The sequence below is a fragment of the Nonomuraea helvata genome, assembly GCF_039535785.1.
GTDB lineage: Bacteria > Actinomycetota > Actinomycetes > Streptosporangiales > Streptosporangiaceae > Nonomuraea > Nonomuraea helvata.
In genome coordinates this window covers 230,654-257,263 of sequence record NZ_BAAAXV010000008.1, presented here as the reverse complement: position 1 = coordinate 257,263, position 26,610 = coordinate 230,654, and the positions used below count along the sequence as shown (strand labels likewise).

The 26,610-nt window shown below is 69.6% G+C and carries 29 protein-coding genes and 2 pseudogenes; 10 read left to right on the top strand and 21 right to left on the bottom strand.

The annotated features are described in order from the left end of the window. Positions 1–49: 49 nt before the first annotated feature. Both ABD830_RS28650 and ABD830_RS28645 read right to left on the bottom strand, forming a co-directional pair. Positions 50–442: an aminotransferase class V-fold PLP-dependent enzyme gene (locus ABD830_RS28650; RefSeq protein WP_344993883.1), complete on the bottom strand. Its 393-nt coding sequence runs from the start codon at positions 440–442 to the stop codon at positions 50–52. Next, a complete protein-coding gene (locus ABD830_RS28645; RefSeq protein ID WP_344993880.1) occupies positions 439–699 on the bottom strand; it encodes a hypothetical protein in 261 nt (86 codons plus the stop codon). The genes ABD830_RS28650 and ABD830_RS28645 overlap by 4 nt, the downstream gene beginning before the upstream one ends. Before the next feature lie 561 nt (positions 700–1,260). Here ABD830_RS28645 and ABD830_RS28640 point away from each other — a divergent pair. The 3 genes from ABD830_RS28640 (at position 1,261) to ABD830_RS28630 (ending at position 3,983) form a co-directional block, all read left to right on the top strand. Next, positions 1,261–1,710: a hypothetical protein gene (locus ABD830_RS28640; protein ID WP_344993877.1), complete on the top strand. Its 450-nt coding sequence runs from the start codon at positions 1,261–1,263 to the stop codon at positions 1,708–1,710. A 96-nt stretch (positions 1,711–1,806) separates the two neighbouring features. Beyond that, positions 1,807–2,730 (top strand): PLP-dependent cysteine synthase family protein, encoded by a 924-nt coding sequence (locus tag ABD830_RS28635; protein ID WP_344993874.1) that lies wholly within the window; start codon positions 1,807–1,809, stop codon positions 2,728–2,730. Next, positions 2,727–3,983: an MFS transporter gene (locus tag ABD830_RS28630; protein WP_344993871.1), complete on the top strand. Its 1,257-nt coding sequence runs from the start codon at positions 2,727–2,729 to the stop codon at positions 3,981–3,983. The genes ABD830_RS28635 and ABD830_RS28630 overlap by 4 nt, the downstream gene beginning before the upstream one ends. A 452-nt stretch (positions 3,984–4,435) precedes the next feature. Here ABD830_RS28630 and ABD830_RS28625 read toward each other — a convergent pair whose 3' ends face one another. The 4 genes from ABD830_RS28625 to ABD830_RS28610 form a co-directional block, all read right to left on the bottom strand. Further along, complete coding sequence (locus ABD830_RS28625) at positions 4,436–5,515, bottom strand: cation diffusion facilitator family transporter (RefSeq protein ID WP_344993868.1); 1,080 nt, start codon at positions 5,513–5,515, stop codon at positions 4,436–4,438. Positions 5,516–5,941: 426 nt separating this feature from the next. After that, positions 5,942–6,157, bottom strand: a complete 216-nt coding sequence (locus ABD830_RS54365; protein WP_425567199.1) for a DUF3703 domain-containing protein — start codon at positions 6,155–6,157, stop codon at positions 5,942–5,944. 114 nt (positions 6,158–6,271) lie between these two features. Then, a complete protein-coding gene (locus ABD830_RS28615; RefSeq protein ID WP_344993862.1) occupies positions 6,272–6,976 on the bottom strand; it encodes a cation efflux transmembrane domain-containing protein in 705 nt (234 codons plus the stop codon). Beyond that, complete coding sequence (locus tag ABD830_RS28610) at positions 6,973–7,359, bottom strand: ArsR/SmtB family transcription factor (RefSeq protein WP_344993859.1); 387 nt, start codon at positions 7,357–7,359, stop codon at positions 6,973–6,975. The genes ABD830_RS28615 and ABD830_RS28610 overlap by 4 nt, the downstream gene beginning before the upstream one ends. 145 nt (positions 7,360–7,504) lie before the next feature. Between ABD830_RS28610 and ABD830_RS28605 the strand changes: the two genes are divergently transcribed. Both ABD830_RS28605 and ABD830_RS28600 read left to right on the top strand, forming a co-directional pair. Next, complete coding sequence (locus tag ABD830_RS28605) at positions 7,505–9,076, top strand: M28 family metallopeptidase (protein WP_344993856.1); 1,572 nt, start codon at positions 7,505–7,507, stop codon at positions 9,074–9,076. A gap of 120 nt (positions 9,077–9,196) precedes the next feature. Beyond that, positions 9,197–9,769, top strand: coding sequence for a TetR/AcrR family transcriptional regulator (locus ABD830_RS28600; protein ID WP_344993853.1), 573 nt, complete (start codon positions 9,197–9,199; stop codon positions 9,767–9,769). Positions 9,770–10,201: 432 nt separating this feature from the next. Here ABD830_RS28600 and ABD830_RS28595 read toward each other — a convergent pair whose 3' ends face one another. Next, positions 10,202–10,720: a GNAT family N-acetyltransferase gene (locus ABD830_RS28595; protein ID WP_344993850.1), complete on the bottom strand. Its 519-nt coding sequence runs from the start codon at positions 10,718–10,720 to the stop codon at positions 10,202–10,204. A 500-nt stretch (positions 10,721–11,220) separates the two neighbouring features. On the opposite strand from ABD830_RS28595, the gene ABD830_RS28590 reads away from it, so the two are divergent. Continuing rightward, on the top strand, positions 11,221–12,507 hold the full coding sequence (locus tag ABD830_RS28590) for an extracellular catalytic domain type 1 short-chain-length polyhydroxyalkanoate depolymerase (RefSeq protein ID WP_344993849.1): 1,287 nt from the start codon (positions 11,221–11,223) through the stop codon (positions 12,505–12,507). A 79-nt stretch (positions 12,508–12,586) separates the two neighbouring features. On the opposite strand, the gene ABD830_RS28585 is transcribed toward ABD830_RS28590, so the two are convergent. The 3 genes from ABD830_RS28585 to ABD830_RS28575 form a co-directional block, all read right to left on the bottom strand. Then, a complete protein-coding gene (locus tag ABD830_RS28585) occupies positions 12,587–14,380 on the bottom strand; it encodes a CocE/NonD family hydrolase (protein WP_344993846.1) in 1,794 nt (597 codons plus the stop codon). Positions 14,381–14,519: 139 nt separating this feature from the next. Next, the gene (locus tag ABD830_RS28580; protein ID WP_344993843.1) at positions 14,520–15,497 is read right to left on the bottom strand and encodes an Acg family FMN-binding oxidoreductase; all 978 of its coding nucleotides are present in this window, start codon (positions 15,495–15,497) and stop codon (positions 14,520–14,522) included. Positions 15,498–15,838: 341 nt separating this feature from the next. After that, positions 15,839–16,681, bottom strand: coding sequence for a universal stress protein (locus ABD830_RS28575; RefSeq protein WP_344993841.1), 843 nt, complete (start codon positions 16,679–16,681; stop codon positions 15,839–15,841). Positions 16,682–16,831: 150 nt separating this feature from the next. Between ABD830_RS28575 and ABD830_RS28570 the strand changes: the two genes are divergently transcribed. Further along, positions 16,832–17,488: a pyridoxamine 5'-phosphate oxidase family protein gene (locus tag ABD830_RS28570; protein WP_344993838.1), complete on the top strand. Its 657-nt coding sequence runs from the start codon at positions 16,832–16,834 to the stop codon at positions 17,486–17,488. Between the two features lie 76 nt (positions 17,489–17,564). Here the strand turns inward: ABD830_RS28570 and ABD830_RS28565 are convergent, their stop codons facing one another. The 8 genes and pseudogenes from ABD830_RS28565 to ABD830_RS28530 all read right to left on the bottom strand — a co-directional run bounded on the left by ABD830_RS28565 (position 17,565) and on the right by ABD830_RS28530 (position 22,044). Next, positions 17,565–18,050 carry a CBS domain-containing protein gene (locus tag ABD830_RS28565; protein WP_344993835.1) on the bottom strand — a complete coding sequence of 162 codons (486 nt, stop codon included), beginning with the start codon at positions 18,048–18,050 and terminating at the stop codon, positions 17,565–17,567. Then, a complete protein-coding gene (locus ABD830_RS28560; protein WP_344993832.1) occupies positions 18,047–18,886 on the bottom strand; it encodes a universal stress protein in 840 nt (279 codons plus the stop codon). Before ABD830_RS28560 ends, ABD830_RS28565 begins: the two co-directional genes overlap by 4 nt. 113 nt (positions 18,887–18,999) lie before the next feature. Next, complete coding sequence (locus tag ABD830_RS28555) at positions 19,000–20,451, bottom strand: WS/DGAT/MGAT family O-acyltransferase (RefSeq protein ID WP_344993829.1); 1,452 nt, start codon at positions 20,449–20,451, stop codon at positions 19,000–19,002. Between the two features lie 51 nt (positions 20,452–20,502). Continuing rightward, on the bottom strand, positions 20,503–20,664 hold the full coding sequence (locus ABD830_RS28550; protein WP_425567198.1) for a universal stress protein: 162 nt from the start codon (positions 20,662–20,664) through the stop codon (positions 20,503–20,505). 95 nt (positions 20,665–20,759) lie between these two features. Continuing rightward, on the bottom strand, positions 20,760–21,245 hold the full coding sequence (locus ABD830_RS28545; protein ID WP_344993826.1) for a P-loop nucleotide/nucleoside kinase family protein: 486 nt from the start codon (positions 21,243–21,245) through the stop codon (positions 20,760–20,762). Beyond that, positions 21,229–21,603, bottom strand: coding sequence for an AAA family ATPase (locus tag ABD830_RS28540; RefSeq protein ID WP_344996062.1), 375 nt, complete (start codon positions 21,601–21,603; stop codon positions 21,229–21,231). The genes ABD830_RS28545 and ABD830_RS28540 overlap by 17 nt, the downstream gene beginning before the upstream one ends. A gap of 139 nt (positions 21,604–21,742) precedes the next feature. Then, a pseudogene (locus ABD830_RS28535) lies at positions 21,743–21,877 on the bottom strand (CBS domain-containing protein); the annotation flags it as partial. 20 nt (positions 21,878–21,897) lie between these two features. After that, positions 21,898–22,044 carry a CBS domain-containing protein gene (locus ABD830_RS28530; RefSeq protein ID WP_344993823.1) on the bottom strand — a complete coding sequence of 49 codons (147 nt, stop codon included), beginning with the start codon at positions 22,042–22,044 and terminating at the stop codon, positions 21,898–21,900. Positions 22,045–22,417: 373 nt separating this feature from the next. Between ABD830_RS28530 and ABD830_RS28525 the strand changes: the two genes are divergently transcribed. Together ABD830_RS28525 and ABD830_RS28520 are read left to right on the top strand one after the other, a co-directional pair. Then, positions 22,418–22,702: an STAS domain-containing protein gene (locus tag ABD830_RS28525; RefSeq protein ID WP_344993820.1), complete on the top strand. Its 285-nt coding sequence runs from the start codon at positions 22,418–22,420 to the stop codon at positions 22,700–22,702. A 113-nt stretch (positions 22,703–22,815) separates the two neighbouring features. After that, positions 22,816–23,655: a universal stress protein gene (locus ABD830_RS28520; protein ID WP_344993818.1), complete on the top strand. Its 840-nt coding sequence runs from the start codon at positions 22,816–22,818 to the stop codon at positions 23,653–23,655. A gap of 192 nt (positions 23,656–23,847) precedes the next feature. Here ABD830_RS28520 and ABD830_RS28515 read toward each other — a convergent pair whose 3' ends face one another. Then, positions 23,848–24,411 carry a dihydrofolate reductase family protein gene (locus tag ABD830_RS28515; protein WP_344993814.1) on the bottom strand — a complete coding sequence of 188 codons (564 nt, stop codon included), beginning with the start codon at positions 24,409–24,411 and terminating at the stop codon, positions 23,848–23,850. Between the two features lie 129 nt (positions 24,412–24,540). Between ABD830_RS28515 and ABD830_RS28510 the strand changes: the two genes are divergently transcribed. Continuing rightward, on the top strand, positions 24,541–25,287 hold the full coding sequence (locus ABD830_RS28510) for a TetR/AcrR family transcriptional regulator (protein WP_344993811.1): 747 nt from the start codon (positions 24,541–24,543) through the stop codon (positions 25,285–25,287). Positions 25,288–25,700: 413 nt separating this feature from the next. Here ABD830_RS28510 and ABD830_RS28505 read toward each other — a convergent pair whose 3' ends face one another. Together ABD830_RS28505 and ABD830_RS28500 are read right to left on the bottom strand one after the other, a co-directional pair. Then, a complete protein-coding gene (locus ABD830_RS28505) occupies positions 25,701–26,228 on the bottom strand; it encodes a hypothetical protein (protein ID WP_344993808.1) in 528 nt (175 codons plus the stop codon). Positions 26,229–26,473: 245 nt separating this feature from the next. Then, positions 26,474–26,606 (bottom strand): annotated as a pseudogene (locus tag ABD830_RS28500) (phosphoketolase family protein); the annotation flags it as partial. Between the last annotated feature and the right edge of the window lie 4 nt (positions 26,607–26,610).

The window sequence follows — 26,610 nt, the reverse complement described above, 5'->3', positions numbered from 1 at the left end:
CTGAAGAACCATTCATATGAGCAAGATAGGGCGAAGCCCGGATGCCGTGTCAAGAGCGCCCGTCCTGCCGGCAGACCTCGCGGCGAGCGGCCGCGAACCGATCGATGTCCTCCGCGGAGGTGAACAGAGCGGGCGTGACGCGGACGGCGCCGCCGCCGGCCATGCCCGTCCGGGCGACGGTGAAGATCCGGTGTTCGTTCATCAGGCGGTCGGCGATGGCGGCGTTGTCGGCTTCGGTGGTGCGGCCGCGGAGCCGGAACGCGGTGATGGCACTGTACATGCCGCATTCGTCCGGGGTGAGGATCTCCAGGTTCCCGACGTCGCGGAGCGGCTGAACCCAGCGGTCGCGCAGGAACCGCAGGCGGGCCTGTTTGACCGCGGCGCCGAGGTTGTCGTGGAAGTCCAGGGCGGCGTCCACGGCGAGGACGGGGGCGACGTTCATGGTGCCGGAGTGCACGCGGGAACGGATGTCGGTGGCGGGGTAGGGACGGGCTCGGACATGATGCCGTAGTAGCCGTTCTCCAGGTTGACGAAGTCGGGGCTCACCCGGAACTGACGGGCGACGCCAGCCCAGAAGCGCTCATCCCGGGCCACCTGCTCCGGGGTGGCGCCGCGCCATGCGAAGAGCACGTCCGCGGTCGCCGGGCCCGCGGCGATCGCGCCGAGCCCGGCGAAGACCCGGCGTCTCGACAGGGTCACGGAAAACACCACCTTTGACCTGCACCTCGCCCTGAAGGGACGAGGATTCCCGTGCCGCCTGCGACGGCAACCCACAGCGCTGGACGCCATAGGTTATGGAACGGGGTGCTTGACGCTTCACAGACCGGGCAACCCCGAAGTCTCCACGTCCTGAGACGACCAGCCCGGCCGCCTTGTTCCATAAAAGCGATCTCCCGCGCGGCTTGGTTATCGCTCGCTTGTTCGACCACCACCGACTGTAGACCCGGCCACGTCACTGCTGCAAGTGATTTCGGCAAGGTTCTGGTCCGCGCTGTGCGCTCCGGTCTGCCCCGCCTTCGGCGGGCCATCCCCTGGCGGGGCCGCATTCATCCACGGCCTGAAGGCCGATGGCTTTCTGCGGGTTCTTGGTAAGTCGGCAGGGATACGCGAATGTCCAGTGTCACCTGAATCGCGGCACGGTACGGCCTTCATTTATTCGTGTCGCGAGATGTCTTTCAGGATGAACGGCAGCTGGAGCTTTACCGGAATCTTTGATTTCGCCGGGCGCGTCCGGCGGGCTCCCGGGCATCATCACCAGTGATGCTCACGACACGAACGACCCGTTCTCACCGCCCGGCCGGACGGCTGACGGCGCGTGCGGCGGTCATGCTCGTGCTGCTCATCGGCGTGGTGTTCGCCCATGGCGGCGCGTGCGCGGCCGTGGAGTTGTCGGAGCCGGCCATCCATGCCGTGGACCCTGCCGTGGACCCTGCCGAGGGCGCTGCCGTGGACACCGCCGAGAGCACCGTCGGGGACACCGCCGGGTACGACGCGCGGTGCCTGCATCGCGAGTTGCCGTCCCGTCACCGGCACGGCACCGAACCGGACTGCTCGGCGATCAGTCTGGACGACACACCCCTCTCCATGGCCACGCCGGCGACCCGGTCGGCCGCGATGGCACATGGCGGCGCCGAGATCCCGATCGCCCCGGCGCGTGCGGTCCGCCTTGCCGCGCCCTATCTGGAGAATCTCTGCGTGATGCGCATATAGGAGTCACGACATCCTTAAGTCGTCCTATATCCACTCAGATTCGCGGCCGTTCCGTCATGCCAGCGAATTGCGTCATTCGCTTCCGGGAATTCACCCATGCCATCACAAACTGCTTTCGCGCGCCCGCAAGAGGCGCTCGTCACCGATTCAGCGTCGCTTTCGCTGACCGTCGGCGATACGCCGCTGGTGTTCATTTCGGAGCCCTTCGTATCGGGAGGGGGATTCTGGGCCAAGCTGGAAGGCTTCAACCCGGGCGGCATCAAGGACCGTCCCGCCCTGCACATGGTGTGCCGGGCGCGGGCCCGGGGAGATCTCCGGCCGGGCGCGACGATCGTCGAGTCGACCAGCGGGACTCTGGGACTGGGCCTGGCCCTGGCCGGGATCGTCTTCGGCCATCCGGTCGTGCTGGTGGACGACCCCGGGATGGAGCCGCTGATGTGCCGGCTGCTCGCCTCCTACGGCGTACGGCTGGAGATCGTCACCGAACCGCACCCGGTCGGCGGCTGGCAGCAGGCCCGCCGCGAGCGGGTCCAGCGCCTGCTCGCCGAGACTCCCGGCGCCTACTGTCCCGACCAGTACAACAACCCGGACAACGTCGACGCCTACGCCGGGCTCGCCCACGAACTGCTGGCCCGCCTTCCGCACATCGACACGCTGGTGTGCTCGGTCGGCACCGGCGGGCACAGCGCCGGCATCCACAACGTGCTGCGCCACCACTTCCCCGACCTGAAGCTGGTCGGGGTCGACACCGTCGGCTCGACCATCTGCGGCCAGCCCGCCAGGGCCCGGCTGATGCGCGGCCTCGGCTCCAGCATCCATTCCCGCAACGTCGCCTATGACGCCTTCAGCGAGGTGCACTGGGTCAGCCCGGCCGAAGCGGTCTGGGCCTGCCGCGCCCACGGCCTGCTGGGCACGGTGCCGGCCGAGGAGCCGGACCTGCTGGACGTACCGACCGAGCGGGAGGTGCGCCGCTGGACGCGCTGCGCCACCGTGACGGACCCACTGGCAGGCGCGAGATGAGCGGCGTGCTGCGGGAGTTCCGCTCCTTCGACCGGCCGATCCAGCTCCTGCAGGTCAACCAGGCGGGCATCAACCTCGGCTTCTACATGCTCATGCCCTATCTCGCCCAGCACCTGTCGAGCGGCGCGGGCCTGGCGGCCTGGACGATCGGGCTGGTCCTCGGCCTGCGGAACCTGAGCCAGCAGGGCATGTTCCTGATCGGCGGCACCCTGGCCGACCGGCTCGGCTACAAACCGCTGATCATGCTCGGCTGTGCGCTGCGGACCGCCGGGTTCGCGCTGTTCGGGCTGACCACGTCACTGCCGCTGCTGATCGTGGCCGCCGTCGTGACGGGTTTCGCGGGTGCGCTGTTCAATCCGGCGGCCCGCGCTTACCTGGCGGTCGCGGCCGGGGAGCGGAAGGTCGCGGCCTTCGCCGTGTTCAACGTCTTCTACCAGGGCGGTATCCTGCTGGGCCCGCTGGTCGGCATCGTCCTGCTGAAGACCGGCTTCACCGCCGTGTGCCTCTCCGCCGCGGCGATCTTCGCGGTGCTGACCGTCCTGCAGGGCTGCTGCCTGCCGGCCCGGCGCGGCCCGGCGGGGAAGGAGCAGCCGGTGCTGCGCGACTGGCGGATGGCGTTCAGGGACCGGGCGTTCGTCTCCTTCGCCGCGGCGATGATCGCTTCGTACGCGCTGTCGTACCAGATGTATCTGGCCCTGCCACTCGAAGTGCAGCGCCTCGGCGGAGGCGAGAGCGGCGTGACGGCCCTCTACGCCATCTCGGCGCTGCTCGGCATCGCCGGTCAGGTGCGCCTGACCGGCTGGTGCTCGGCCCGGTGGACCCGCGGGCAGGCGATCAGCCGCGGCCTGGTGCTCATGGGGATCGCCTTCCTGCCACCCGCCGCGGCCGCCCACCTGTCCCTCCCGCCGGGGTGGGCGATGGCCCCCGTCGTGCTCTGCACCCTCCTGCTCACCCTCGGCACGCTGGTCGCCTTCCCGTTCGAGATGGCCACCATCGCCGACATGGCGGGAGACCGGCTGATCGGCACCTACTACGGGCTGTACAACCTGCTGTCCGGCGTCGGCATCCTGGCCGGGAACCTGCTGTCCGGGGCCCTGCTCGACTCGTCCCGCGCCACCGGCCTGGCCGGTCTGCCGTGGCTGCTGCTGGCCGTCACGGGAGCAGCCTCGGCGGCGGCCGTCAGGCGATTGGACCGGCGTCACCGGCTCTCCCCCACCGGCCGGGTGGCGCTCGCCGGACTTGACTCTGAATAGTCAGCTTTTCGCCCGCTTCATGTGGCGCCGACCAGCGTGTGATCATCTTCAGGCCATGGTGATCGGGGGAATTCGAGGGTGACGAGGCTGGCCCAGAGCGCGCTGCGAGTCGGCCGACCCGTCTGACACGGGTCGCTCCCTGCTGCCTTCGCTCGGTCCAGGACCGTACGAACGACGGCTTCGACGCGCCGCCACCGGCGCACAGGATCGCCCGAGCGGTGCAGGCCCACGTGCTCGCGCAACTGGAGCGGCTGCGCGAGTATCCGGCCTTCCTCGTCGCGCTGCCGCTGTGTGTGGGCGTCGCCGTCGCCTCGGGGGTGCCCGCCGAGCTCGGACTGATCACCGGCATCGTCGGCGGCATCGTGACGGGGCTGCTGCCCGGCAGCCGGGCTGACGTGCTCGTCTACGAGGCCGTGCAGGCGTACGGGCTCGCCACCCTCGGCGGCGACAGCTCACGCCTGAGGCGTGTCAGTGGCCGCGTGGCAGTCGCCGATCTCCGTCTCGTCGGGCCGGATGCCGTGGTGCGTGGGGCCGTGGGGGTCAGCGCAGTGCTGCAGGAGGGTACGCGGAGCGCTGTCGTTCACGGCGTGGCCGTCGGGCTCGGCGTGGTCGACCTGCAAGGTGGTGTGCGTGATGCCGTAGCCCTCGTGCAGCAGCTCCTCGACGGCCAGGCGCGCGGCGTGGCAGTCGGCGCCGGGCGCGACCAGCACGTGTGCTGACAGAGCGGCGTATCCGGAGGTGACCTCCCAGATGTGCAGATCGTGCACCTCGACCACGGTGTCCAGGGCGGCGATCCGGCCACCGACCTCGGCGGGGTTCACCCCCGCCGGGGCGGCCTCCATGAACACCCGTCCGGCGTCGCGGACCAGCGCCCAACCGGCTTTGAGCATCAGCGCCGCGACGACGAGCGCGGCGACGGCGTCGGCGCGGCCCCAGCCGGTCAGCCAGACCACCAGGCCGGCCAGCGTGGTGGCGATGAAGGCGTACAGGTCGTTGAGGATGTGCTGGAAGGCGCCCTCGACGTTGAGGCTTGAGCGGTTGGCCTTGGACAGCAGCCAGGTGGCGGCCACGTTGACGGCGATGCCGGCCAGCCCGGTGACCACCACGTACAGGCCCTCGACCTCGGGTGGCTCGATCAGGCGGCGGATGCCCTCATAGCTGAAGTAGACCGCGAGCAGCAGCAGGGTGATGCCGTTGGCCTGGGCGGAGATGATCTCCGCGCGTTTGAGCCCGTACGTGAAGCCGCCGCGCGGCGGGCGGGCCGCGATGCGCATCGCGACCAGCGCCAGCACGATCGCCATCGCGTCGGTGAGCATGTGGCCGGCGTCGGAGATCAGCGCCAGCGACCCGGCGATCAGGCCGACCACTACCTCGATGGCCATGAAACCGACGATCAGGGCGAGCGCGCCGCTGAGGTAGCGCCGGTCCGCCTGCGCGCTGACGCCGTGCCCGTGTCCATGCCCGTGTCCGTGGCCATGCCCATGGCCGTCACTGCGTGCGTGGCTCTGGTCGTGCCCGTGTTCATCAGACATGCACTGAGCTCCTTCAACGGCTGGAGGTACGCAAGCAGTGCCCCCTGGTGGGCCTTCGCTCTCTCATCACGATATCTGTCTGAGTGTTCATATGTGCATATGATTTCGAGCGAGCTGCGCTCGGTCAAGACCTTTGCCGTCAACCGCGCGACCTTTATCTCTACACATGAACATCTATGGTCCGACCTCCCGGACTGCGGTCCCGGGCACTGCCACGACGATCACGAGCACTAGCCCCTCCCGCGCGGGCCGGCCCGGTGGCCCTTGCTGGGGCGTGCCCACTGCCATGGCACGGCACGCCCCAGCTGCCCCCCGCTACGCGTACGACGACTCCGCCGCGACCACGTGACCGGACCGGCCCGCCTTCGCCGCCCCGCTGTCGCACTGCCGTTACGTCGCACAGTCGTCAGAAAGGCCGCGCCATGTTCATGCCGCTCGAAGGGCCGGTGCTACCGCCGGCCCTTCAGATCTCGACCCTGGACGCCGCCCTGCCGGGCTGGACGACCTGGGCAGCCATGATCCTGATCGCGCTGCCCACGCTGGCGGGCGCCCACCTGGCGCAGCCAGATCGTCGGGGACGGGCATGGGCCGGGTCAGGCCGACGGTGGCGCGGCCGGTGTTGCCCTCGAGGTAGCGGCCCAGGGACGTGCGCCCGCTCCAGGTGCCCCCAGCGGGCGTCGCCGCTGGTGGCGGTGCGGGCGGCCCGCATCTCGCTGCGGTAGGCGGCTCGCACGCGGGCAGGCATCGGACGGCCGATCACCGCGGTTCCTCCTTCGCGGGTGAGCAGCAGCCGTCCGCGCAACCACCGGACTCGGTCCCGGGGATAGAGGCAGTGGGGACGGCGCAGCAGGCATCTCCGCGCCAGGCCTCACGCCCTTCCTTGACCGCTACGGCGGCGATGACGAGCGCGGCGATCGGGTCGGCCCAGGACCAGCCGAACAGACTGTTGAGCGCCAGCCCGACCAGCAGCACCGCCGAGAGGTAGGTGCACAGCAGCGTCTGCTTGGAGTCGGCGACGGCCGAGGCCGAGCCGAGCTCGCGGCCGGCGCGGCGCTGGGCGGACGACAGGAAGGGCATGACCACCAGCGAGAACGCGGCCAGGACCAGACCGGGGGTGGAGTGCTCGGCCTCCCCCACGCCAAGCAGGGCGCGTACGGCGTCGAAGGTGACGTACGCGGCCAGCGCGAAGAAGGAGAGGGCGATGACGCGCAGCGCGGCCTTCTCGCGGCGTTCGTGGTCGGCGGTGGAGAACTGCCAGGCCACCGCGGCGGCGGAGGCGACCTCGACGACCGAGTCGAGGCCGAAGCCGATCAGCGCCGAGGAGGAGGCGATGGTGCCGGCGGTGATGGCGACCACGGCCTCGATCACGTTGTAGGTGATGGTCGCGGCGACCAGCAGCCGGATGCGGCGCTGCAACGCGGCGCGGCGGGCCGGCGCCGGGCCCAGGTTCAGCGCGGTCATGACGCCGCCTCTCCCACGAGCCCCGTCCGGCCGGAGCCGGGGCAGAGCGCGACCGCGTGGCCGGTGGCGGCCAGCAGCTGCTCGGCGGAGGCGAGCAGGTCCATCAGCTCGGGGCGGGTCAGGGAGTAGAACGACTGGCGCCCTTGGGCCCGGTAGTCGACCAGGTGGCAGTCGCGCAGGCAGGCCAGATGCTTGGACACGGTGGACTGGGCCAGCCCGAGCTCGGCGGTCAGGTCCACCACCCGCGCCTCTCCCCTGGCCAGGCGCTGCACGATGCGCAGCCGGGTCTCGTCGGCCAGAGAGTGGAACAGTGCCGCCGCCGGAGAGATGCCGGCGGCGATGTCGGCACTCACGCAACGGCCGCCGTCGCTATCAATCGCCATATGGCGATGATAGCCCGATTCCGTCATGTCATCACAGTGGCTGGGCGCGATTCGGGCCTTCCCCAGGTTGATATGTCGTTCTATGTTCTCGTACGCCGCCCATTCGGGGAGAATGCACGAATTCGCGCAAGCCAGAGGAGCCTGTATGCGCATCACTTCGCGCCAAGGTGTCTTCCGCGTCCTCACCGTGGCCGCGGCACTCGCCTTACCCCTCACGCTCGTCCCCGCCGCGGCATACGCGGACCCGGCGCCGAACCCGGCCCAGAAGAAGCTGATCGACTCCATCACCGCGCCCGCCGTCAAGAAGCACCTGCAGGCCCTGCAGTCGATCGCCGACGCCAACGACGGCATCCGGGCAGCGGGCACCAGCGGGCACACGGCCTCCCGCGACTATGTCGTCAGCAAGCTGAAGAAGGCGGGCTACACAGTCACCGTGCAGCCGTTCGAGTTCGCCTATTTCGAGGAACTGTCCACCGCTTCCATGGAGCGGGTCTCGCCCAACCCGCGGGCCTTCACCCCGACCCCGCCCGACGGCTCGTCCGTCGGGGAGTTCGCCACCATGAGCTACTCCGGCTCGGGCAACGTCACCGCGACCCTGCAGAACATCGACCTCACCCTGCCACCGGGCCCGACACCGAGCAGCTCGAGCTCCGGCTGCGAAGCCTCCGACTTCGCCGGCTTCACCCCGGGCAACATCGCCCTGCTGCAGCGCGGCACCTGCAACTTCATCGTCAAGGCCCAGAACGCCCAGGCCGCGGGAGCCGTCGCCGCGATCATCTTCAACGAGGGCCAGCCCGGCCGGACCGAGACCCTGCGCGGCAACCTCGGCGAGCCCGTCTCGATCCCCGTCGTGGGCACCAGCTTCGCCGTCGGTGAGGAACTGGCCTCGGCCACGACCGTCGTCCACCTCAAGACCGACACCGTCAGCGAGTTCCGTACCACCTACAACGTGATCGCCGACTCCAAGTGGGGCGACCCGAACAAGGTCGTCATGGCCGGCGCCCATCTCGACTCCGTGACCGCGGGACCGGGCATCAACGACAACGGCTCGGGCAGCGCCGCCACGCTCGCGGTAGCCGAGGCGCTGGGCAAGATCCCCACCAAGAACAGGCTCCGCTTCGCCTGGTGGAGCGCCGAGGAACTGGGGCTGCTCGGCTCGGACTTCTACGTGGCGTCCCTGCCGGCCGCCGAAGCCGCGAAGATCAAGCTGTACCTCAACTACGACATGGTCGCCTCGCCCAACTACGCCTTCAAGATCTACGACGGTGACGACTCCGACGCCACCGGCGCCCCCGCCGGTCCGCCTGGATCCGACGAGATCGAGAAGCTCTTCGTGAAGTACTTCGACACCCTGCGCCAGGGCCACAACGGCACCGACTTCGACGGCCGCTCCGACTACGGGCCGTTCATCGCGGTCGGCATCCCCGCGGGCGGGCTGTTCACCGGAGCCGAAGGCGTCAAGACCGCCGAGGAGGCCGCGCTGTTCGGCGGCACCGCCGGCCAGCCCTACGACTCCTGCTACCACCAGGCCTGCGACACCATCGCTAACATCAACGACAAGGCACTCGCGCTGAACACCGGCGCCATCGCCACGGCGGCCGTGGTCTACGCCTTCAGCTCCGACCTGCCCGGCCCCGACACGCGGGCAGCGGCCGCCACCCGGCGCGCCGCCACCGCCGGCACCGGAGCCGACATCCAGGGCAGAGCCAAGAACTGAACGATCGAGAGAGATGGGCCCGGCGTGCGCCCCGCTTTCGGCGGGCGCACGCCGGGCCACTTCCTTTACAAAGTAGATTCGTAGCGGAGAGCACGCCATCCCTGCTATTACGATCGTTATATGGCAAGTTCACGGGACCGGATCGTCATGGGGGCGGCCGACCTGATCCGGCGGCGGGGGCTGGCCGGCAGCACCGTCCGCGACCTGGCCGCGCACTCCGGGGCTCCGCTGGGCTCGACCTACCACTACTTCCCCCGCGGCAAGCAGCAGCTGGCTGCCGAGGCCGTACGGCATGCCGGTGACCTCGTGTCCACGGCGCTGGCGCGCGAGCTGGCGGCGGGTCCCGTGGCCGGGTTGCGCGCCTTCCTGGCCCTGTGGCGGCAGACGGTGCTCGACAGCGGCTTCCGCGCGGGCTGCCCGGTGCTGGCCGTGGCGGTCGAGGAGCCGCCCGCCGAGGGCGTGGCCGAGGCGATCGCCGCGGCTGCCGCCGTGTTCGCCGCCTGGGAGATGCTGCTGGCGGAGGCGCTGCGCGAACACGGTGTCGCGGACGCCGGCCCGTTGGCCACCCTGATCGTCGCCTCGGTGGAGGGCACGGTGGCCATGTGCCGGGCCAAGCGCGACATCCAGCCGCTGGACGACGTCGCGGCCCAGCTAGAGCAGCTTCTTACGGACCGCCTCGGCCCGCTCGGCTGAGAAGACGCCGCTGTCGAGCAGGTCCAGGATGGACAGCACGCCACCCCTTGAGCCCCAGCTGCCCTAGCCGTACTATAACGAGCGTCATAGAGCGCTCTCGGCGAGGTCAGGGGCTGGAGCAGCCGATCAGTCGCCGGACCGCGTCACAGACGGCGGCACCTGCCGCCCACCACCACCCCGGCAGAAGGAGGCCAGTCGGAAACTCCGTGTGGAAATCGCCACGACAACCGTCAAGATATTCGCCGGCGGCTTTGTCGATCGGCGCCTGGCCGCACGCCGATTGTCTCGGCTCAGTGGAAATGATGTCCCGACAACGCTCTGAGCTGGGAGGCATCAGTTCTCCTGATCCGCCATGGACCTGGCTGGCTCAGTGAAAGTGATGCGTTCAGGATGCGCAGCCGGGTCTGGCGAGGAGCTTCCGACGAGCTCGCCTCAAGAACTGCTGATCATCCGTGTTCGTAGCGGCTTAATCAGGAACCGGCATGGGTCGGCGACTTCGTGCCGGATGCCATGGTCGTCGATGTAGTGGTAGCGGTCGAGGTATAGACAGCCAGTTTCCTCGTAGCCGAGCCGGAGATAGAGCGCGGCCGCGCGGGGGTTGTGGTCATCCACGCCCAGGCCTATGTAGTGGTTGCCGCGTTGAGCGGCGATAGCCTCGGCGGCCTGGATGATGGTGGTGCCGATGCCTTGGGATTGTCGGTCGGGCGGCCAGACGGCCAGGCCGTTGAGTTCGGGGCAGTCGGGGTATCGTTCGTGCACTTCGGCAGCCGCGCATCCGCGCCACCGAATCTCCCCGTGTCCCACTGGGATGTCATCGATCCAGGCGGTCAGAAACGTGCTCAGTCCCTGTTGCTGGCGATGGAAGCGGACTTCGTGAACGCGGATGCGGCCCGAGGGGATGTGGTGCTCCAGCAAGGAAAGGTCGTCCTCGTGGCACTCGCGGATGATCATCGTTCGAGTTCCTTCCCGAGGCGGTGCTGATCATGACTTGCCGTTGATCAACCATGAAGCAGCGCTGATCATCACATGCCAGACAGCGGTCGCGCATCACTTTTACTAAGCCCGCATCAGATCCAGTGAGTCATGGCATCGGATTGGCTGAGCCGCGTCAGATCCACTGAGCCAGGACACCGATTTTCCCTGACCAAGGGCCGTTCTCCACACCGCAACTTTCGGGAAAGTTGCACCCCTCCAAACCGCCCAGCTGAATGCTGAAAGTTTCAGCGCGGCGCTTTGCGCACCATCGGATTGCTCTTTCGTAGGAGCAGCTCAGGCGCGTTTCCCCGTGGAGAAAGACGGAGCGTGGCGGCCGGAGCCTTGACCGGGATTCGCCGGGTCGTATTTGCTCCGCCGTACCACCACCCCTACGCAGAAAGAGGCCGGTCCGCGGATCAGGCGTTAGCGCTAACAACGGGCTCGGCCGCCGCCCTCTCGAAGCAGAAAGGACAGCCGTGAAACAGAGGCTGAGAGCCGTTGTCGCGGCCGTTGCCCTACCGCTGCTCGCCGCGAGCGTCCTCCTGGGGATCCGGCCCGCCGACGCCGCGTCGCTGACCCGGGTGACCAACTTCGGCACCAATCCCACGAACCTGAACATGTACACCTACGTCCCGGACAGGGTCGCGGCCCAGCCCGCGATGCTGGTCCTGGTCCACTACTGCGGCGGTTCGGCCAGTGGAATCTTCAACTGGAACGGCCACGACTACGTCACCGCGGCCGACCGGTACGGGTACATCATCGTGCTGCCTGAAGCCACCAGGGACGGCCACTGCTTCGACGTGTCCACGGCGGGCGCGCTCAAGCGCAACGGCGGCGGCGACTCGACCGGCATCATGTCGATGGTGGCCTACGCCCGGCAGCGCTACAACGTCGACCCCGCGCGGATCGTGGTCAGCGGCTTCTCCTCCGGCGCGATGATGACCAATGTGCTCGCTGCCGAATACCCGGACGTGTTCGCGGCCGGCGCGGCGTTCTCCGGCGTACCCGCCGGGTGTTTCGCCACCACGAACGGCTCCCTGTGGAACAGCCAGTGCTCCGGCGGGAACCTCATCAAGACCGCGCAGCAGTGGGGCGACCAGGCCCGGTCGATGTATCCGGGATACACGGGCCGCTACCCGCGGATGCAGTTGTGGCACGGCACCACGGACACCACGCTCTCCTACCCGAACTTCGGGGAAGAGATCAAGCAGTGGACCAACCTGCACGGGTTGAGCCAGACCCCGGCGTTCACCGACCACCCGCAGTCGTCCTGGACCCGGACCAGGTACGGCGACACCGGGACCCGGGCGACCGTCGAGGGAATCAGCGTCAGCGGCGTCGGCCATGACCTGCCGATGAGCGGCATGCTGGCCTACGCCATCTCCTTCCTCGGCCTCGACGGGAACACCCCGCCGCCGACCGACCCTCCGCCCGGCGGCGGGACGGGCGCCTGCCGCGTCAGTGACACGATCAGCGCCTGGAACACCGGGCTGACCGAGAACATCACGATCACCAACACCGGTTCCACGGCCGTCAACGCCTGGTCCCTGGTCTTCACCCTCCCCAGCGGACAGACGATCACCTCCGGCTGGAGCGCCACGTACACGCCTGCCAGCGGCCAGGTCACCGCGAAGAACGTCAGCTACAACGGAACGCTGGCACCCGGCGACTCCACCACCATCGGGTTCCAGGCCAATCACACCGGCAACACCGCCGCGCCCGCTGCGTTCACCCTGAACGGAGCCGCTTGCACCGTCGCCTGACGAGCTGATCGGCCGCCGCTTCACCGGCGCTCCCCCTCGGAGAGCGCCGGTGACCGGGCAGCCGCTCGCCCGGTCAGCCCTACGAGGCCTTCAGCGGGAAGGTGCCGGGACCGACGTCGCCGAGCGTGGTGGTGTTCGCCGCGAGGAACTCGTCCAGGTACGGCGAGCGGTCACCCTGGGTCGGCACGTCGAACCTGGCGTTCAGCACGTTCAGGCTCAGCCGCGCGCCGGAGACCTTGACCGTGTTGCCCGAGGGCACGTCCAGCCAGCCCCAGCCGTCGGTTTCGACGATGGTCCCGAGCTGCACCCCCAGCCGGTGCCCCCGCTGGAAGGTCCAGTCGGTCGACTTCAGGTCGAACGAGATCGGTCCGCCCTTCTCGATCAGGGCGACGTTCTCGTCGAACATCGTCGCCGTGCCGTCCGGAGCGACGTCCCACAGGCGGGCCATCACGTTCCCGCTCGTACTCGCGTTCAGCCTGACCGTCGGCGTGGCGGTGAGCCGGAGCGTCCGGGTCGCGGGCGTGGACCAGGTCCAGAAGCTGTTGGCGGCGGCGTCGCCCCGCTTGGCCACGTTCTTCTCGGCGTCGGACAGCGGCCTCATCGGCGGCGCGTGCTCCATGTCCCAGCGGCCCTCCGGGGCGGCCTTCGCCGAGACCCCGCCGCCGTCGTCGACGTACCGGCCGGAGGAGAGCCGCGCGTCGTACGATGTCGTGGCCACCGGCCAGGTCAGCTGGGCGCGCCAGTGGCCGAGGCTGTCCTCGATGGCGTACGGCGGGTCGATCACCGACGGCCTGGTGCCGAGGAGGTACTGGTCGTAGAAGCGCATCACCTCGTCGAACCAGCCGGCACGACCCATCTGCAGCCGGCCGTCCCCGTCGGTGTCGTTGCCCCGCACGTGCGGCCACTGGCCGAGCCAACCGCGTTCGCGGCCCCGGTGGTTGGCCAGGTACTCGTCCATGTCCTCAGGCTTGGTGTTGGGTTCGATGAACCCCTGGGTCACGAACAGCGGCGTGGTGGTGCCGGCCGCGTGGGCGGCCAGGTTGCGGGCGCTCCAGTACGCCGACTCCGGGTCGGGGTTGTTGTTGTTGGTGAGGTTGTCGCTCAGGCACTGCGGATGGCTCGCCTCGTACGCCGCGTTCGCCTTGTACCGGTCGCTGTCGTCGGCCATCGAAGGCAGCGTCGCGATCGAGTTGTACGCCTGCGGCGTCCCCGTGACGTTGGGCCGCGGGATCTTGTTGCTGAACAGGTAGTTGTACATGTCCCAGACCGGCTCCTGGGCGACGACCGCCTTCAGGCCGGGCAGCTTGAGGTTGTTGCCCACCAGCCCGGTGACGGCGTCGTACGACTTGCCGTACATGCCGACCTTGCCGGTCGACCACGGCTGGCCGGCCGCCCACTCGACGGCAGCCTTGACGTCGGCCTGCTCACCCGGGCCGACCCAGTCCAGGCACCCGGTGCTGCCGCCGAACCCGCGCAGGTCGACCATCACGAAGGTGTAGCCGCGCGCCATCAGCTTGGCACCGTCGACGAAGTCCCGGAAGCGCGCCGACGGCCCGACCCGGTCCCACCCCTCGGGCGACGTCTGCCCCACGTGCGCGAAGTAGGGGCCCACCGAGACGATCACCGGCGTCTTCGCCTCAGCCGGCAGGTGCGCCGGCCGCAGCACGTCGGCGTGGAGCTCGACACCGCTGCCGTCCGAGGAGGGGAAGTACGCCTCCGTCCACGCGGCGCCCTCGGGGACGCGTGGGTTCTGCTCGTGCGTGACCGGGCCCTCGGCTGCCGCGGTCGCGGGTAACCCGCCCGCGGCAAGGGTAGCGACGGTGACCAGTGCACCGACAGCCGCGGCCGTCGATGCCCTTCCACGAAGATTCATTTACGCTCCCGTGATCATTGACTGCCACGGGAAGGGTAACGATTTTCGGTGGATTTGTCGCTACTTTACTTTCAGGTGGGGGCTGGTAATCCCCCTTTGGGAAATTCCGATATTCTTTGAAGTATTCAGAATTGTAGGATTACTCGATGATCTCCGACAGCGGGCGGCGGATCGAGTCCTTGTCGTCGAAGGTGACGCCCAGCCTCATGATCATCTGCGGGTATTCACCCGAGCAGAGCTGAATCCGCAGGAACTCGCGGAGCGGCTCCATCTCCAGCGCCTGCGTGTGGAAGGCGGCGCTGAGGCCGTACGCCGAGGCCTCCAGCAGCACGTGCTGCAGCGCCTGCCCCGCGTCGATCCAGTCCTGGCGGGTGTCGCCCCGTGTCGTGAGCAGCGCCACGACCCCGACGGCCGTCGCGCCTCGCTGGTCGGCCTCGCTGCCCCAGCCGTGCTGCCAGGCGTACTCGCGCTGCGGGAAATGCGGGTCGGTACGCGCCGCCTCACGCGGGTAGCCCTGGGCGGGCACCCCGTCCGTACGGCTGCTGTCAGGTGGCCGCGCCCAGCGGATCATCTCCAGGCTGAAGCGGCGATCCTGCGCCTGTACGCCCTGCGCGGCCTGGGTGAGCCCGGCGATCACCCTGATCGCGTCCGGGGAGCGGACGGGCGTCAGCCTGGCGCACTCCTCCATGGCCGCGAGGACCAGCCGCTCGACCACCCCGTCCGGGACGGCCACGTCGGCGAAGCCCGCCCGGTGCGTGCGCCGGCGTTCGATCTCGCCGCCCAGTGCCTTGATGGTTTCGTCCGCTTGCGCCTCGGTGCCCGGGCGGAGCGTGGCGAGCAACGAGGGACGGTCCGGGTCCGGGAGAGTACGCACCACCGGCTCGAAGCCCTCGCACCGCATCGCCGTACGCATGGTGAACAGGGCCGCGCCACAGCTGATCAGCAGCTCACGGCCCGAGACATCGCTCTCGCGCAGCTTCCGGTCCGTGTCGGCCCGCAGGCCGATCTCCTGTTCGGACACCACGAAGGTCCAGGGCTGCGTGTTGTGCACGGACGGCGCCCAGCGCGCGGCCTCCACTGCGGCTTCCAGCGCGTGCTTCGCGGAAACGACGGTCATGACCACCACCTCCGAGTCCAGCGCATCACGCCGGGGGCGGTCCGGTCAGGGCCGAAGGTCCCATGCTGCCAGGGACATCGGCCCTCCTTACGCAGGTCACGGAGGGTGCCGATGAGCTCGCCCGCGTACACCGCACCGAACGACCTCATCGACTTTCGGGACGGCATGCAGGACCTTGGCCTCTGGCGGGGGCACTGGTGGCTGACGTGCACTGGAGGTGTCGGACTCCACGGGAGCGCTGCCATGAATCTGCCGATCGCGATCGTCGTCATCTCCGTGATCCTCGCTGTCGTGGTCATCATCACGACCTTCATCGCACGCCCCCGGAAGTAGCGCGGCCCTCACGCGCGCACCACCGCCACCGGGCAGCGGACGTGGTGCAGGACGCTCCGGCTGACCGAGCCGAGCAGCACCGAGCTCAGGGCGCCGCGCCCGTGTGAGCCCACCACCAGCAGGTCCGCTCGTTCTGACGCGTCGGCGAGCGCGTCGACCGGGTGCGCGGACTGCACGTCCTCGACCAGCTTCACCTGCGGATAGTCCCTGCTGAAGATCGCCGTCCGGTCGCGGACGACCTGATGCTGCGCCGTACGTACCTCGTCCGTGTCGTAGGAGGCCTCCGTGGCGAAGGCATGCACCGGCAGCTGCCAGGCGTGTACCACCCGCAGCGCGCTCCCCCGGAGCTTCGCCTGCTCGAAGGCGTAGGCCAGCGCGGGCTCGCACTCCGGCGAGTCGTCGACGCCGACCACGACCTCCCCGTACGCCGGCCGATGTTCGGCCCGGACGACCACGACGGGACAGCGCACGTGACCGGCCACGTGCATGCTGACGGGGCCCAGCAGCGCACCGGCGAAACCGCCGAGCCCGCGGCTGCCGACCACGACCTCGGTGGCGTCCTTGGCCTGCTCGCGCAGGACCTCGGCCGGCGCGCCCTCGAGGTCCTCCGTCGTGACCTCGACGGCGGGCCGCCGCTCACGCACGAGCGCCTCCGCCTCGTTCAGGATCCGCTGTCCCTCTCGCAGCAGCACGTCCGGAAGGATGGAGTTGGGGTATTTGCCGATCTGGTACGGCGAGCGGTCCACGGCGTGCACGATCCGCAGCGGCACCCGCATGCGGAACGCGTCCTGGGCCGCCCACTCCACCGCGGCTCGCGCGGCCACGGAGCCGTCCACGCCTACGATGATCATGATTGCCTCCTTCGTCACCTCCATCGGACCGCGCCCGGCCCGGTCCGCAGCAGGGCCGGAGGTCGGTCACGTCAGGGACGAAGGGCCCTGTCTGCTGGAGAAACACGTGGGTAGCTTCATGGGCACCAGCAGCCAAGGAAGGACGCACCCATGACCGGCAGTGGTGACTTCGGCCGTCGCATCAGCTATCACCGAGACCGGCTCGGTCTCACCGTCGAACAGGTCGCCGACCGGGCGGACATGTCCAGCGGATACATCCAGTACCTGGAGAGCCATCTGGACATGCCCGACATGGGGACGGTGACCCGCCTGGCCGCCGCTCTGGAGACCACCATCCAGGATCTGCTGGGCGGCGGGCGCGATCGCCCGCCCGGCCCCGGTCCTGCCGCGGCCCATCCTGTCCTGGAGGTCCTCGAGCCCGAGGAGTGCCTGCGGCTGGTCGAGCCGGGCGGCATCGGCCGGGTGGCGTTCAACGGCCCGGACGGGCCCACGGTGCTGCCCGTGAACTACAAGCTGCACGAGGGCGCCGTCGTCTTCCGCACGGCCCGGGGCGGCCCCATGGACCAGGACCTGCGCACCGGCCTGCAAGGAGTGGAGATCAAGATCGGCTTCCAGGTGGACCGGATCGACGAGGCCCAGCGGGCCGGCTGGAGCGTGCTCATCCAGGGCCCCGCCCACCACGTACCGGAGGACGAGGTGGAGAAGGTGACCCACGCCGGCGTCACCCCATGGGCGGGCGGCGAGCGCCAGCTGTACATCCGCATCGTCCCGCACAAGATCACCGGCCGCCGCATCCACGGTCTCTGACCCGTCCCACCGGCGGGTGCCGCACGACTGCGCCCGGCGGGCCGAAGCCCGCCGGGCGCTCACGGAGCAGACGCCTTCATCGCGCCCCTCTTGGCGAGGGCATCCGGGGCAGGACGGGCTCGAGGTGGAACATCCCGGTGACCACTTCACCGGGCGTCTGGGCAGACCGGACACGTCCGGCGACGGCCGCCAGCACGTCACGGGCCGTGACCAGGCCGATCAGTCCGCCCGCGTCGACCACCGGCAGGGCGTCGCATCCGGCGTCGAGCATCGCCGCCGCGACCCGGGCCAGCGGGGTGTCCGGGCGGATCACCGGCCTGCGCTCGCCTTGCAGCAGCGTCCTGACCTGGCGGCTGGACTGCTCCTGCGGCCCGCCCGACCAGGACGCCGCCACCTGCTCGCGGGTCAGGATGCCCAGCACGTGCCGTCCGTCGAGGACCGGCAGGTGGTGCACGTCGGCGCGGCGCATCAGCTCCCAGGCCATCAACGGTGACTCGTCCGGCTTGATGGCCACCAGGACACGGCTCATGACCTGTTCGGCGGTCAGGGTCTCGATGGTCATGACTCCTCCTTCTCGCGTGGTCGCACGACGGCGACCGGGCAGGCCACGTGGTGCAGGACGCCGTGGCTGACGGAGCCGAGCAGCGCCGAGGCGAAGCCGCCGAGGCCGCGCGAGCCCACCACGAGCAGGTCGGCCGTCCCGGCCGCGTCGATCAGTGCTTTGACCGGGTGCTCGCACGGCTGCTCGTCGGTGATGACGAGATCGGGGTTCCTCTCGCGCCAGGGAACGACGCGCTCCCGCGCCGCGCGGGCCTCCTCCCGCATGAGATCCTCGATCAGGCTGCCGTAGGCGACGGCGTACGGCGAGAACGCCGGAAGCTGCCAGGCGGAGATGACGTGCAGCCCGGCCCCACGGGCTCTGGCCTGCTCGACGGCGTAGGCCATCGCGGCCTCGGAACACGCCGAACCGTCGTAGCCGACGACGACCCTGTCGTGCCGCAACGGGCTGGGAGCCCGGACGATGACGACCGGTCCGGCGGCGTGGCCGGCCACGGCCGTGCCGACCGACCCGAGCACCATCCCGGCGAGCCCGCCGAGCCCTCTGCTGCCCAGCACCAGGCTGTCCGCCGACGCCGACTCCGCGACCAGATCGTCGATCACGTCGCCGCTGAGCAGCTCTGTCGTCACCTTGACATCCCTGGTGAGCTCACGGGCGCGAACCGCGGCGGCCTCCAGCGCACCGGCGCAGTACTCGGCGCTCTCGCTGTGCGGCCACTGCTGGCACACGTGCACGATCCGCAGGGCCAGGCCGCGGCGCTGCGCGTCGGCGGCGGCCCACTCCACGGCCGCGGTCGCCGGCGTGGACCCGTCCACACCGACCACGATGTGACCTGCCATCACGCCCTCCCTTTCCTCTGTCCGCTCTCACCTCCACTTTCGCGACAGCGCGCTCGTCGCGCCCGGGGACGAAGTCCCGAATCGGGGGTGACGTTGGTCCTCAACCCGGACGGCTAAGCGTCGGCGTGCGCGGAAGGGTCGGTGTCACGCAGCCGACGGCCCGGCGGCGCCTTCCGCCTTCGAGGAGCCGGTTTGAGGTCGTCCAGAGCCTCGTGCAGGTAGCCGGGGAAGGCCCACACGTCGGGGACCAGCTTCCTGCAGGCGGTGAGGCCGATGTCGAGGCGGCCGTTGTAGGAGAAGGCCGTGATGTTGAGGCCGCCGCTCGCGTCGGTGAGCACGGACACCGGGTAGTGCGCCAGCAGCCCGGCTCCGGCGATCCGTAGCGGGAACTGCGGTCCGGGGATGTTGGAGACGACCACGTTGAGGGGCGGCGTCGTCCGTCCCACCAGTTCGAGCGCGGCGCGGTCGGCCAGGCCGTTCAGCGCGGCGGGCATGCTCGCGCTCAGGTCGCTGAGCAGGCGAGCCGGCGTCAGAGCGAACCGTTCCTTGATCTGCCGCATCGCCTCGCTGACGAGTTCGAGCCGCCGGCGTGGGTCGTCCACCTGCGTGGGCAGCTGCGTGATCATGATGGTGACCTGGTTGCCCTCGTTCGCGCCGGCCCGTCCGCGCACCGAGAACGGCACGCCCGCGACCAGCGGCGCCTCCGGCAGCGCCGCATGGGCCAGCAGCCAGCGGCGCAGTGCGGAGGCCACCAGTGTCATCACGACGTCGTTCACTGTGACGCCGAAGGCGTTCTTGACGCGCTTGATCTCCTTCAGCGGCAGCTCGGCGAAGGCGTAGCGGCGCCGGGACGAGACCGGACCGCTGAGCGGGGTATGGGGCGCGGCGAACTCCGGCAGCTCCGGCAGCGGGTGGGGCCGTGTCAGCCGCGACAGGCTGCTCGCGCCGGGCAGCCGGGAGAGCACGGGGAGCTGGTCCAGCACCGGCAGTGCCTCGCCCGCGAACCGCAGGAGGTGCATGGGGTTCGCCGCGAGGTGCCAGGCGCTCCTGGCCAGCATGTGCCAGAGCGCTGGAGGGGCCTGGGGCCGGCGCGCGACCGCTTCGGGGGCGGGATCCATGAGCGCGGCGAGCACCTCCGCCCCCGTCAGCCCGTCCACGGCGGCATGGTGGACCTTGGTGTAGATGCCGCAGCGGCCGCAGGACAGGCCATGGATCAGGTACATCTCCCAGAGCGGACGTTCCCGGTCCAGTCGCCGCTCGTGCAGGCGGGCCACCTGCTCGCCCAGCTGCGCGTCGTCGCCCGGAGCCGGCAGGGTGCGCTCCCGGACGTGATAGTCCAGGTCGACCTCGCCGTCGTCGGCCCAGTACGGGTGGTCCAGGCCGAAGGGGACGCGGACCAGGCGCTGCCGTAGCTGCGGCACCGCGGCCATGCGTTCCGCCAGCCTGTGCTGGATCTTCTCCCGGGACAGATCCTTGCCGAGTACGGCCAGCCCGCCGATGTTGGCGATGTTGGTGTCGGTCTCGAAGTTCAGGAACTGCGCGTCCAGCGCGCTGAGCTGCCGCATGTCTCCCACCTCAGGCCTGCTGTCCGTGAGCGGCCACGTGATTGGCACCCTTCACTTCCGTACCACGGCCACGGCACAGCGGGCGTGGTGCAACACTCCGTGGCTGACCGACCCGAGCAGCGCCGAGCGTATTCCGCCGCGCCCGTGCGCACCGGTGACCAGTCCTCCCTTTCTCCCATCGCACCCTGCGCGGCCCTGCCGTCCCAGGGCCATAAGTCCCTCGCGGCCAGGGCCAAAGACCACGGCAGACTCCCTCCGCCGGCGATCTTCGAGGGGGTAGAGCAGAGTCCCGACCGCGGACCCGCCGGTCAGTCGGGTTCCAGCTGAGATCTCCGAAAACGCCACGACACGTTCCGCTCAGGCGGGTGGACGGCGGCCAGCGCACGTGCCAGCGCCTCTTGTGGGGAAGCGCTGGTGTCGATCTCGATCGCGCCCGCCCACGGCGGCATGGCCGCGGTCATGGCGGCGCCGACGGTTTCGTCCGCGTCGGAGAGCTCCGGCGGGCGGGTGGCGAGCCGAGCGGAGGCGATCTGAGGCAGGACGGTGCACAGGAGCGCGACCATGTCGCTGGAGGTCCGGACGGCCACGTCCGCGGCCGTCGCACGATGCCGCTCTTCGCTCCAGGATGCGTCCAGGACGACCGGCTCGCCCTGTGCGAGCAGGAGTTCGGCGCGTGACAGCAGTTCGGCGTAGGTGCGGGCGGTGTGGCAGGGGTCGTAGATGCCCTGCCGGTACGGCGCGCTCGCGGACTGCGCCGGATCGAGACCGGCCAGTTCCTTAGCGGATGCGGTCACTGCGCAGCAGCGTGTACCCGAGCCGGTCGGCCAGCGCGCCGCCCAGCGTCGTTTTCCCGCTCGCGGGTGGGCCGCCGACCAGAACCAGCGTGACGGCTCCCGCGTGCAGATGGCGGAGCGCGAGCTCGGCCAGCCGCCGTGCCTCCCACTCGGCGTCTATGTCGCCTTGCCGGTGGCGCAGGCAGGCGACCTTGGCGCGGACGAACGCCCGGTAGGCGACGTAGTGGTGCCACAGCGCCGTCGGCGCCGGATCGCCGCTGAACTCGACGTACCAGCGCAGGAACAGCTCGGCCAGCCGCGGCGCTCCCAGCCATTCGAGGTCCATGGCGAGGAAGGCGGCGTCGTCCAGGCCGTCCACGAAGCGCAGGCGCTCGTCGAACTCCAGGCAGTCGAGAATCCGAGAGGCGCATCGCCGAGGGCCGCATCGTCGACGGCCACGGCGATCTGGGACGGGCGGTGGCACGGGGGTCGGGGTCGAACTCGCCGCGCAGCAGGTCCAGCTCGCTGACCACGCCGACCAGGCGGTCGTCGTCGTCCACCACCGGAGCGGCGGTGATGTCATGGCCGTACAGCGTCCGCACGGCCCGCCGCACCGGGTCGGCACCGCGGACCGTGACGGCCGGGCTGCTCATGGCCTCGCGCACGAACATGGCTACCGGTGCAGGCGGCCGTTGTAGTCGACGACCGCCAGCCTCTTGACGTCATGGGCATCCATGAGGCGAGCGGCCGCGACCACCGAGGCATCGGCGGAGATGGTGACAGCGGGGCTGGTCATCAGGTCGGCGGCGGTCATGCGCATGGCCCGTCAGCTCCTTTCCGGCTTCTACGCGAGGGACGCGCCGGAATCTCGCGCTCCTCCTTGTCGGTCGCTTTCATCACAGCTCCGGGCGGAGGCAGGGCATAGGGCCGGAAGTCCCGAGTGGTGGCGGTCGTTGGTCGGGGTCGTTCTCGCCTCTCCTGCGTCTGACCTGGTCAGCCCCGGTCCCGAGGACTTTGGGAACCCATGGGCGGGGACCTTCGGCCCTACTGCGGCCGTCGGAGACGCGCCAGCATGGAGTGATCCGGTAAGACGGTCTGCGCCCCGTGGCAGCACTCGACTGGAGGCGGAGATGAAGAGGAAGTTTGTCCATCCAGGCCCGTACAGAAGCCCCTTTGAGCTTTTCAAGCAGGCAGTGAACGGCACGGCGAAGGTCACGGTCTGTGGAGAGGTCGACGTCGCGACGGCGCCACCACTGGAGGACCTGCTTATCGGCACGATGAACGGCCCGAGCTCGACCATCGAGGTCGACCTGGGCGACGTGTCGTTCATGGATGTGTCGGGACTGACGGCGCTCATCCGCGCCGACGACAGAGCCCGGGACGTCGGCGCGCACCTCTACCTGTCCCGTGTCCCCGAACGCGTCGCCCGCCTGCTCAGGATCTTCGACCTGGACCACCGGTTCTCCATCCTCGCCTGATCACTGGGCCCCCTCCAGGTCCGGGTCAAAGCTCTGACCGCGAAAGGGCAAAGCCTCAGAACCAGGCCGTTGTGGCCTCCCGTACGGCGCTGTGGTCTGCCAAGAGTGGACATGTGAACGGGACAAGGGGCGTGGTGATCGGCTACGACGGCTCCGACCACTCGATGCAGGCCCTGGACTGGGCGATGGACGAGGCTGAGCTCCGAAAGCTGCCCCTCGTCGTCTGCCACGCGTGGCAATGGCCGTACGGCGACGGTGATCCGGCGGCCCGTGAGTCGCTGCGCCATGCGGCCGAGCACGTGCTGTGGCACGGCGCCGACTGCGCACGAGCCAGCTCCCCCGGACTGGACGTGCGCCCTGATCTGTACGAGGGCTCGACGACCGTACGGCTGGAGGAGCTGTCGGCCGATGCCGGGCTGCTCGTGGTCGGCTCGCGTGGACTGGGCGCCGTGGCGCGAGCGGTGATCGGCTCCGTGGCAGCCCATGCCGTGGCCCACGCGCAGTGCCCGGTCATCGTCGTCCGTGGCAGGGGTCCGCTGCCTCGCAGGCCCCGCGAGGGGCCGATCGTGGCGGGCCTGGCGGACGACGGCAAGGCCGACGCGGTGCTCGCCTTCGCCTGCGCGGAAGCGAGCGTACGCGGCCTTCCGCTGCTCGCGGTGCACGCCTGGCACCAGCCTCCGGTGGCCTGGGGAGGGATCGCGTTCCCGGCGCTCGACCCCATGGCCGTCCGAGACGCCGCCGACACCTGGCTGGCGCAGGCCCTCCGGCCGTGGAGGGAGAAGCAGCCGAATGTCATGATCGAGGCGCGTACGACACAGTCACCGGCAGGCGAGGCGCTCGCCGCAGTCACGGACGCGACCCTGGTGGTCGTCGGGAGCCCGCACGGACGGTTCGGCTCCGTGGCGGCGGCCATGCTGCGGCATGCGCCGTGCCCGGTCGCGATCGTGCGTTGAGCACGAGCCCGATGCGGTCCATATCCGGCATCCCGCCTCGGCGTCCGCCCTGCCGTTCGTCACCTCTTGGCGCGCCATGCCTTGGTCGGCGGCCGGCATGCGCCGCACTTCTTTATATTCACACCGTGTCGTCACACAACCTCGACCAACGTCCCTGGGCAGTACATCCAGCCCGATCCGTGGCCGATCGGCTCAGCGGCGGACGCGGTAGCGGATGTGGGTGGCCTCTGGGGTGTCGATCACCTGAATGATCTCCAACTCGATCTCCGACGGCAGGACGTCGAACAACCGGCGCCCTGCGCCCAGGAGTACTGGAATGTGGTGGATCTGCACTTCATCCAGCACTCCGGCCTGGAGGGCCTGCTGCACCGTGTACGCGCCGCCACGAATCTGGACGTCCCGTTCCCCGGCGGCGGCCTTCGCCTGCGCCATCGCGCTTTCGATCCCGTCGTTCACGTAGGTCACCAGCGGATAGCCCCACCTGGCGGCCGGGCCGGGCGGCCGGTGGCTGGGGACGAAGATCGGCAGACCGCCGTGAGAGCCGCCCCAGTGGTCCATGAGCTCAGCGGTCCGCCGTCCCGCGAGGATCGCACCAGCCCCGTTCCATTCGTCTTGGAACTGCTTGACCGGCTCGGGATGCTGGTCCGAGTCAGCCCACTTGTGCAGCCGCTCGCCATCGTCGCCACCGAGAAAGTCGTTGGGATCGGCGATGTACCCGTCGAGGGACATCGACATGTCGAGCACTGATTTGGACATGGCCCACTCCTTGTCTTCAACGGCGTGGCTCCTCGGCCACCGGCCGCTCCCTAGTTCGGAGATTAACTGTGTCCCCCGAACACTGTGTACGCTAGAGACAGTTTTGACGGATGGCAAGTGGGAGGCGACATGTCGGCCAACGAAGATCCAAGGGCACTGGCCGAACTGTTGTGGGGCCTGCGGAAGCCGCGCACCAGAGGCCCCCGGCCCGCTTTCGACCTCGCCCGGCTGGCCGACACCGCCGTCAAGGTCGCCGATACCGAGGGCCTGGAGGCGGTCTCCATGCACCGCATCGCCGCCGAGCTCGGCCTCACCAAGATGGCCCTGTACCGCTACGTCAACGGCAAGACAGAGCTGATGGCCATCATGATCGAGGCGGCGGTCGGCACACCCCCCGACCTGAGCGGGGCGGCCGGCTGGCGGGCCAAGCTGGAGGAGTACGCCCGCGAACTGTCCGCCGCCTGGCGGCGCCACCCCTGGCTGCCGTCGATCACCGTGGGCGACCGCGTCATGGGACCACGTGAGACCGCATGGCCCGAAACAGCCCTCAGCGCCCTCACCGACACCCCCCTGACCGAACGCGAACGGCTCGACGCGGTCATGATGGTGTCCCACCACATCCGCGCCACCCACCCGGCCGCCACCCAAGGCACTCAGACCTGGACGGACGGCAGCGCCGCCCCCATCATGCGCGACCTGCTACTCCTCAACGCCAGCCGTTTCCCGCTGCTGGCCACCACCGTGGCCATCCCCTCGACCACCACCACCCGGGAGTTCGGCCTCCTCGCCCTCCTTGACGGTCTCGAACGCACCATCACCCAACGCACCCACAACAACGGCGATGAACAAGCGGCTTCGCCCCCAGATCCTCCGTAAGCGGCGACCACCAGCGGGCCCCCGAACAGGACCTGCCCATCGCGGCCGGCACCTCGGTTCCGACGGGTGGATCCGCCCAAGGTCGCGCCCGACCACACCAAGGAGATGGTGTCACCGGGCTGGAACAGACCAGGCCAGCACGGGGTGTCCCGCCCGGACGAAGCTTGCGCCTTCCGGATCCACTTTGCAGCTCGGCGGGACGCGCCAGCATGAACCCCCGGACGGGCAGCGAACGGCAAGGTTCCCGACCTCCCAGGCACCGAATATGCAAAGTAGGTCTGAACGAAATCGCCGGATGCTGTTCGGACCTACTTTGCGACCCACAGGTCAGCGCGGACGTCCCCGGCAGAGTTCGACCGAACAGGACACCCGCCTCCCGTTGGCCGGAGGCGGGCGGTTGCGCGTTGTCGGCACTACTTCAGCCAGGGCGTGCGCCGGACGATCGGCAGGTTGCCGAGTCCGAGCGTGGTGCCCGCGCCGGCCAGGGCGAGGCCGATGAGGACGATCGAGTAGATGATGTGGTCGTCCATGAAGGGGTTGGTGTCCAGGGGCAGTTCGGCCGCCCACATGAGGACCAGCATGAGGCTGCCGGCGACCGCGGCGATCCGGGTGCCGACGCCCAGGACCAGCGCCAGGCCGACGCCGAGCAGGCCCCCCATGAACAGCCAGTCCACCCACGGCTGCCCGGCCAGCGAGCTGAAGAAGCCGCCGAGCGCGTTCTCACCGGTGCCCTTGAGGAAGCCGGTGGTGGGGCTGCCGCCGGAGATCCAGGCACGATTGGCAGGGGTGGCGAAGCCCCAGCCGAAGGTCTTGTCCAGGAACGCCCACAGGAAGATCCACCCGATCGAGATCCTGGTGATCGCCCAGACGTAGTCGACCGGGCGCCTGGCCGCGGGGGAGACAGTGGTCGGTGCGGCGGGCCGGTTGACACTGGTGGCCATGATGGCCCCCTTTCAGTGGTGATTCGTCGTCCTCGTCACACCACAAGCACACCGTCTGCGACCTTTCAGGAGCAGTGCCGTACGACCTACAGCACAGGGACCTTCGTCCCGCCTTGAACGGCGGACGCCGGCGCCCTCTGCGCCGAAGAGGTTGAACAGGTCGCCGGCACTGGCCCGGTCCACCTCGACCGGGCCAGTGCGCTCCTCGCGGCGTCCCGCTGTCATGACCAGGTCCAGCCACCGCCGCGCTCGGCGATGATCCGGTTGAGGTGCGCGAAACAGAAGTTCAGCCCGGGCGTGGTGCCCCGGTGACCCAGCAGGCGCGGCTTGACGTGCTCCGGCCGCAGCGGCTCCGTCAAGCAGCGGGTTGTCGAGCAGCGGA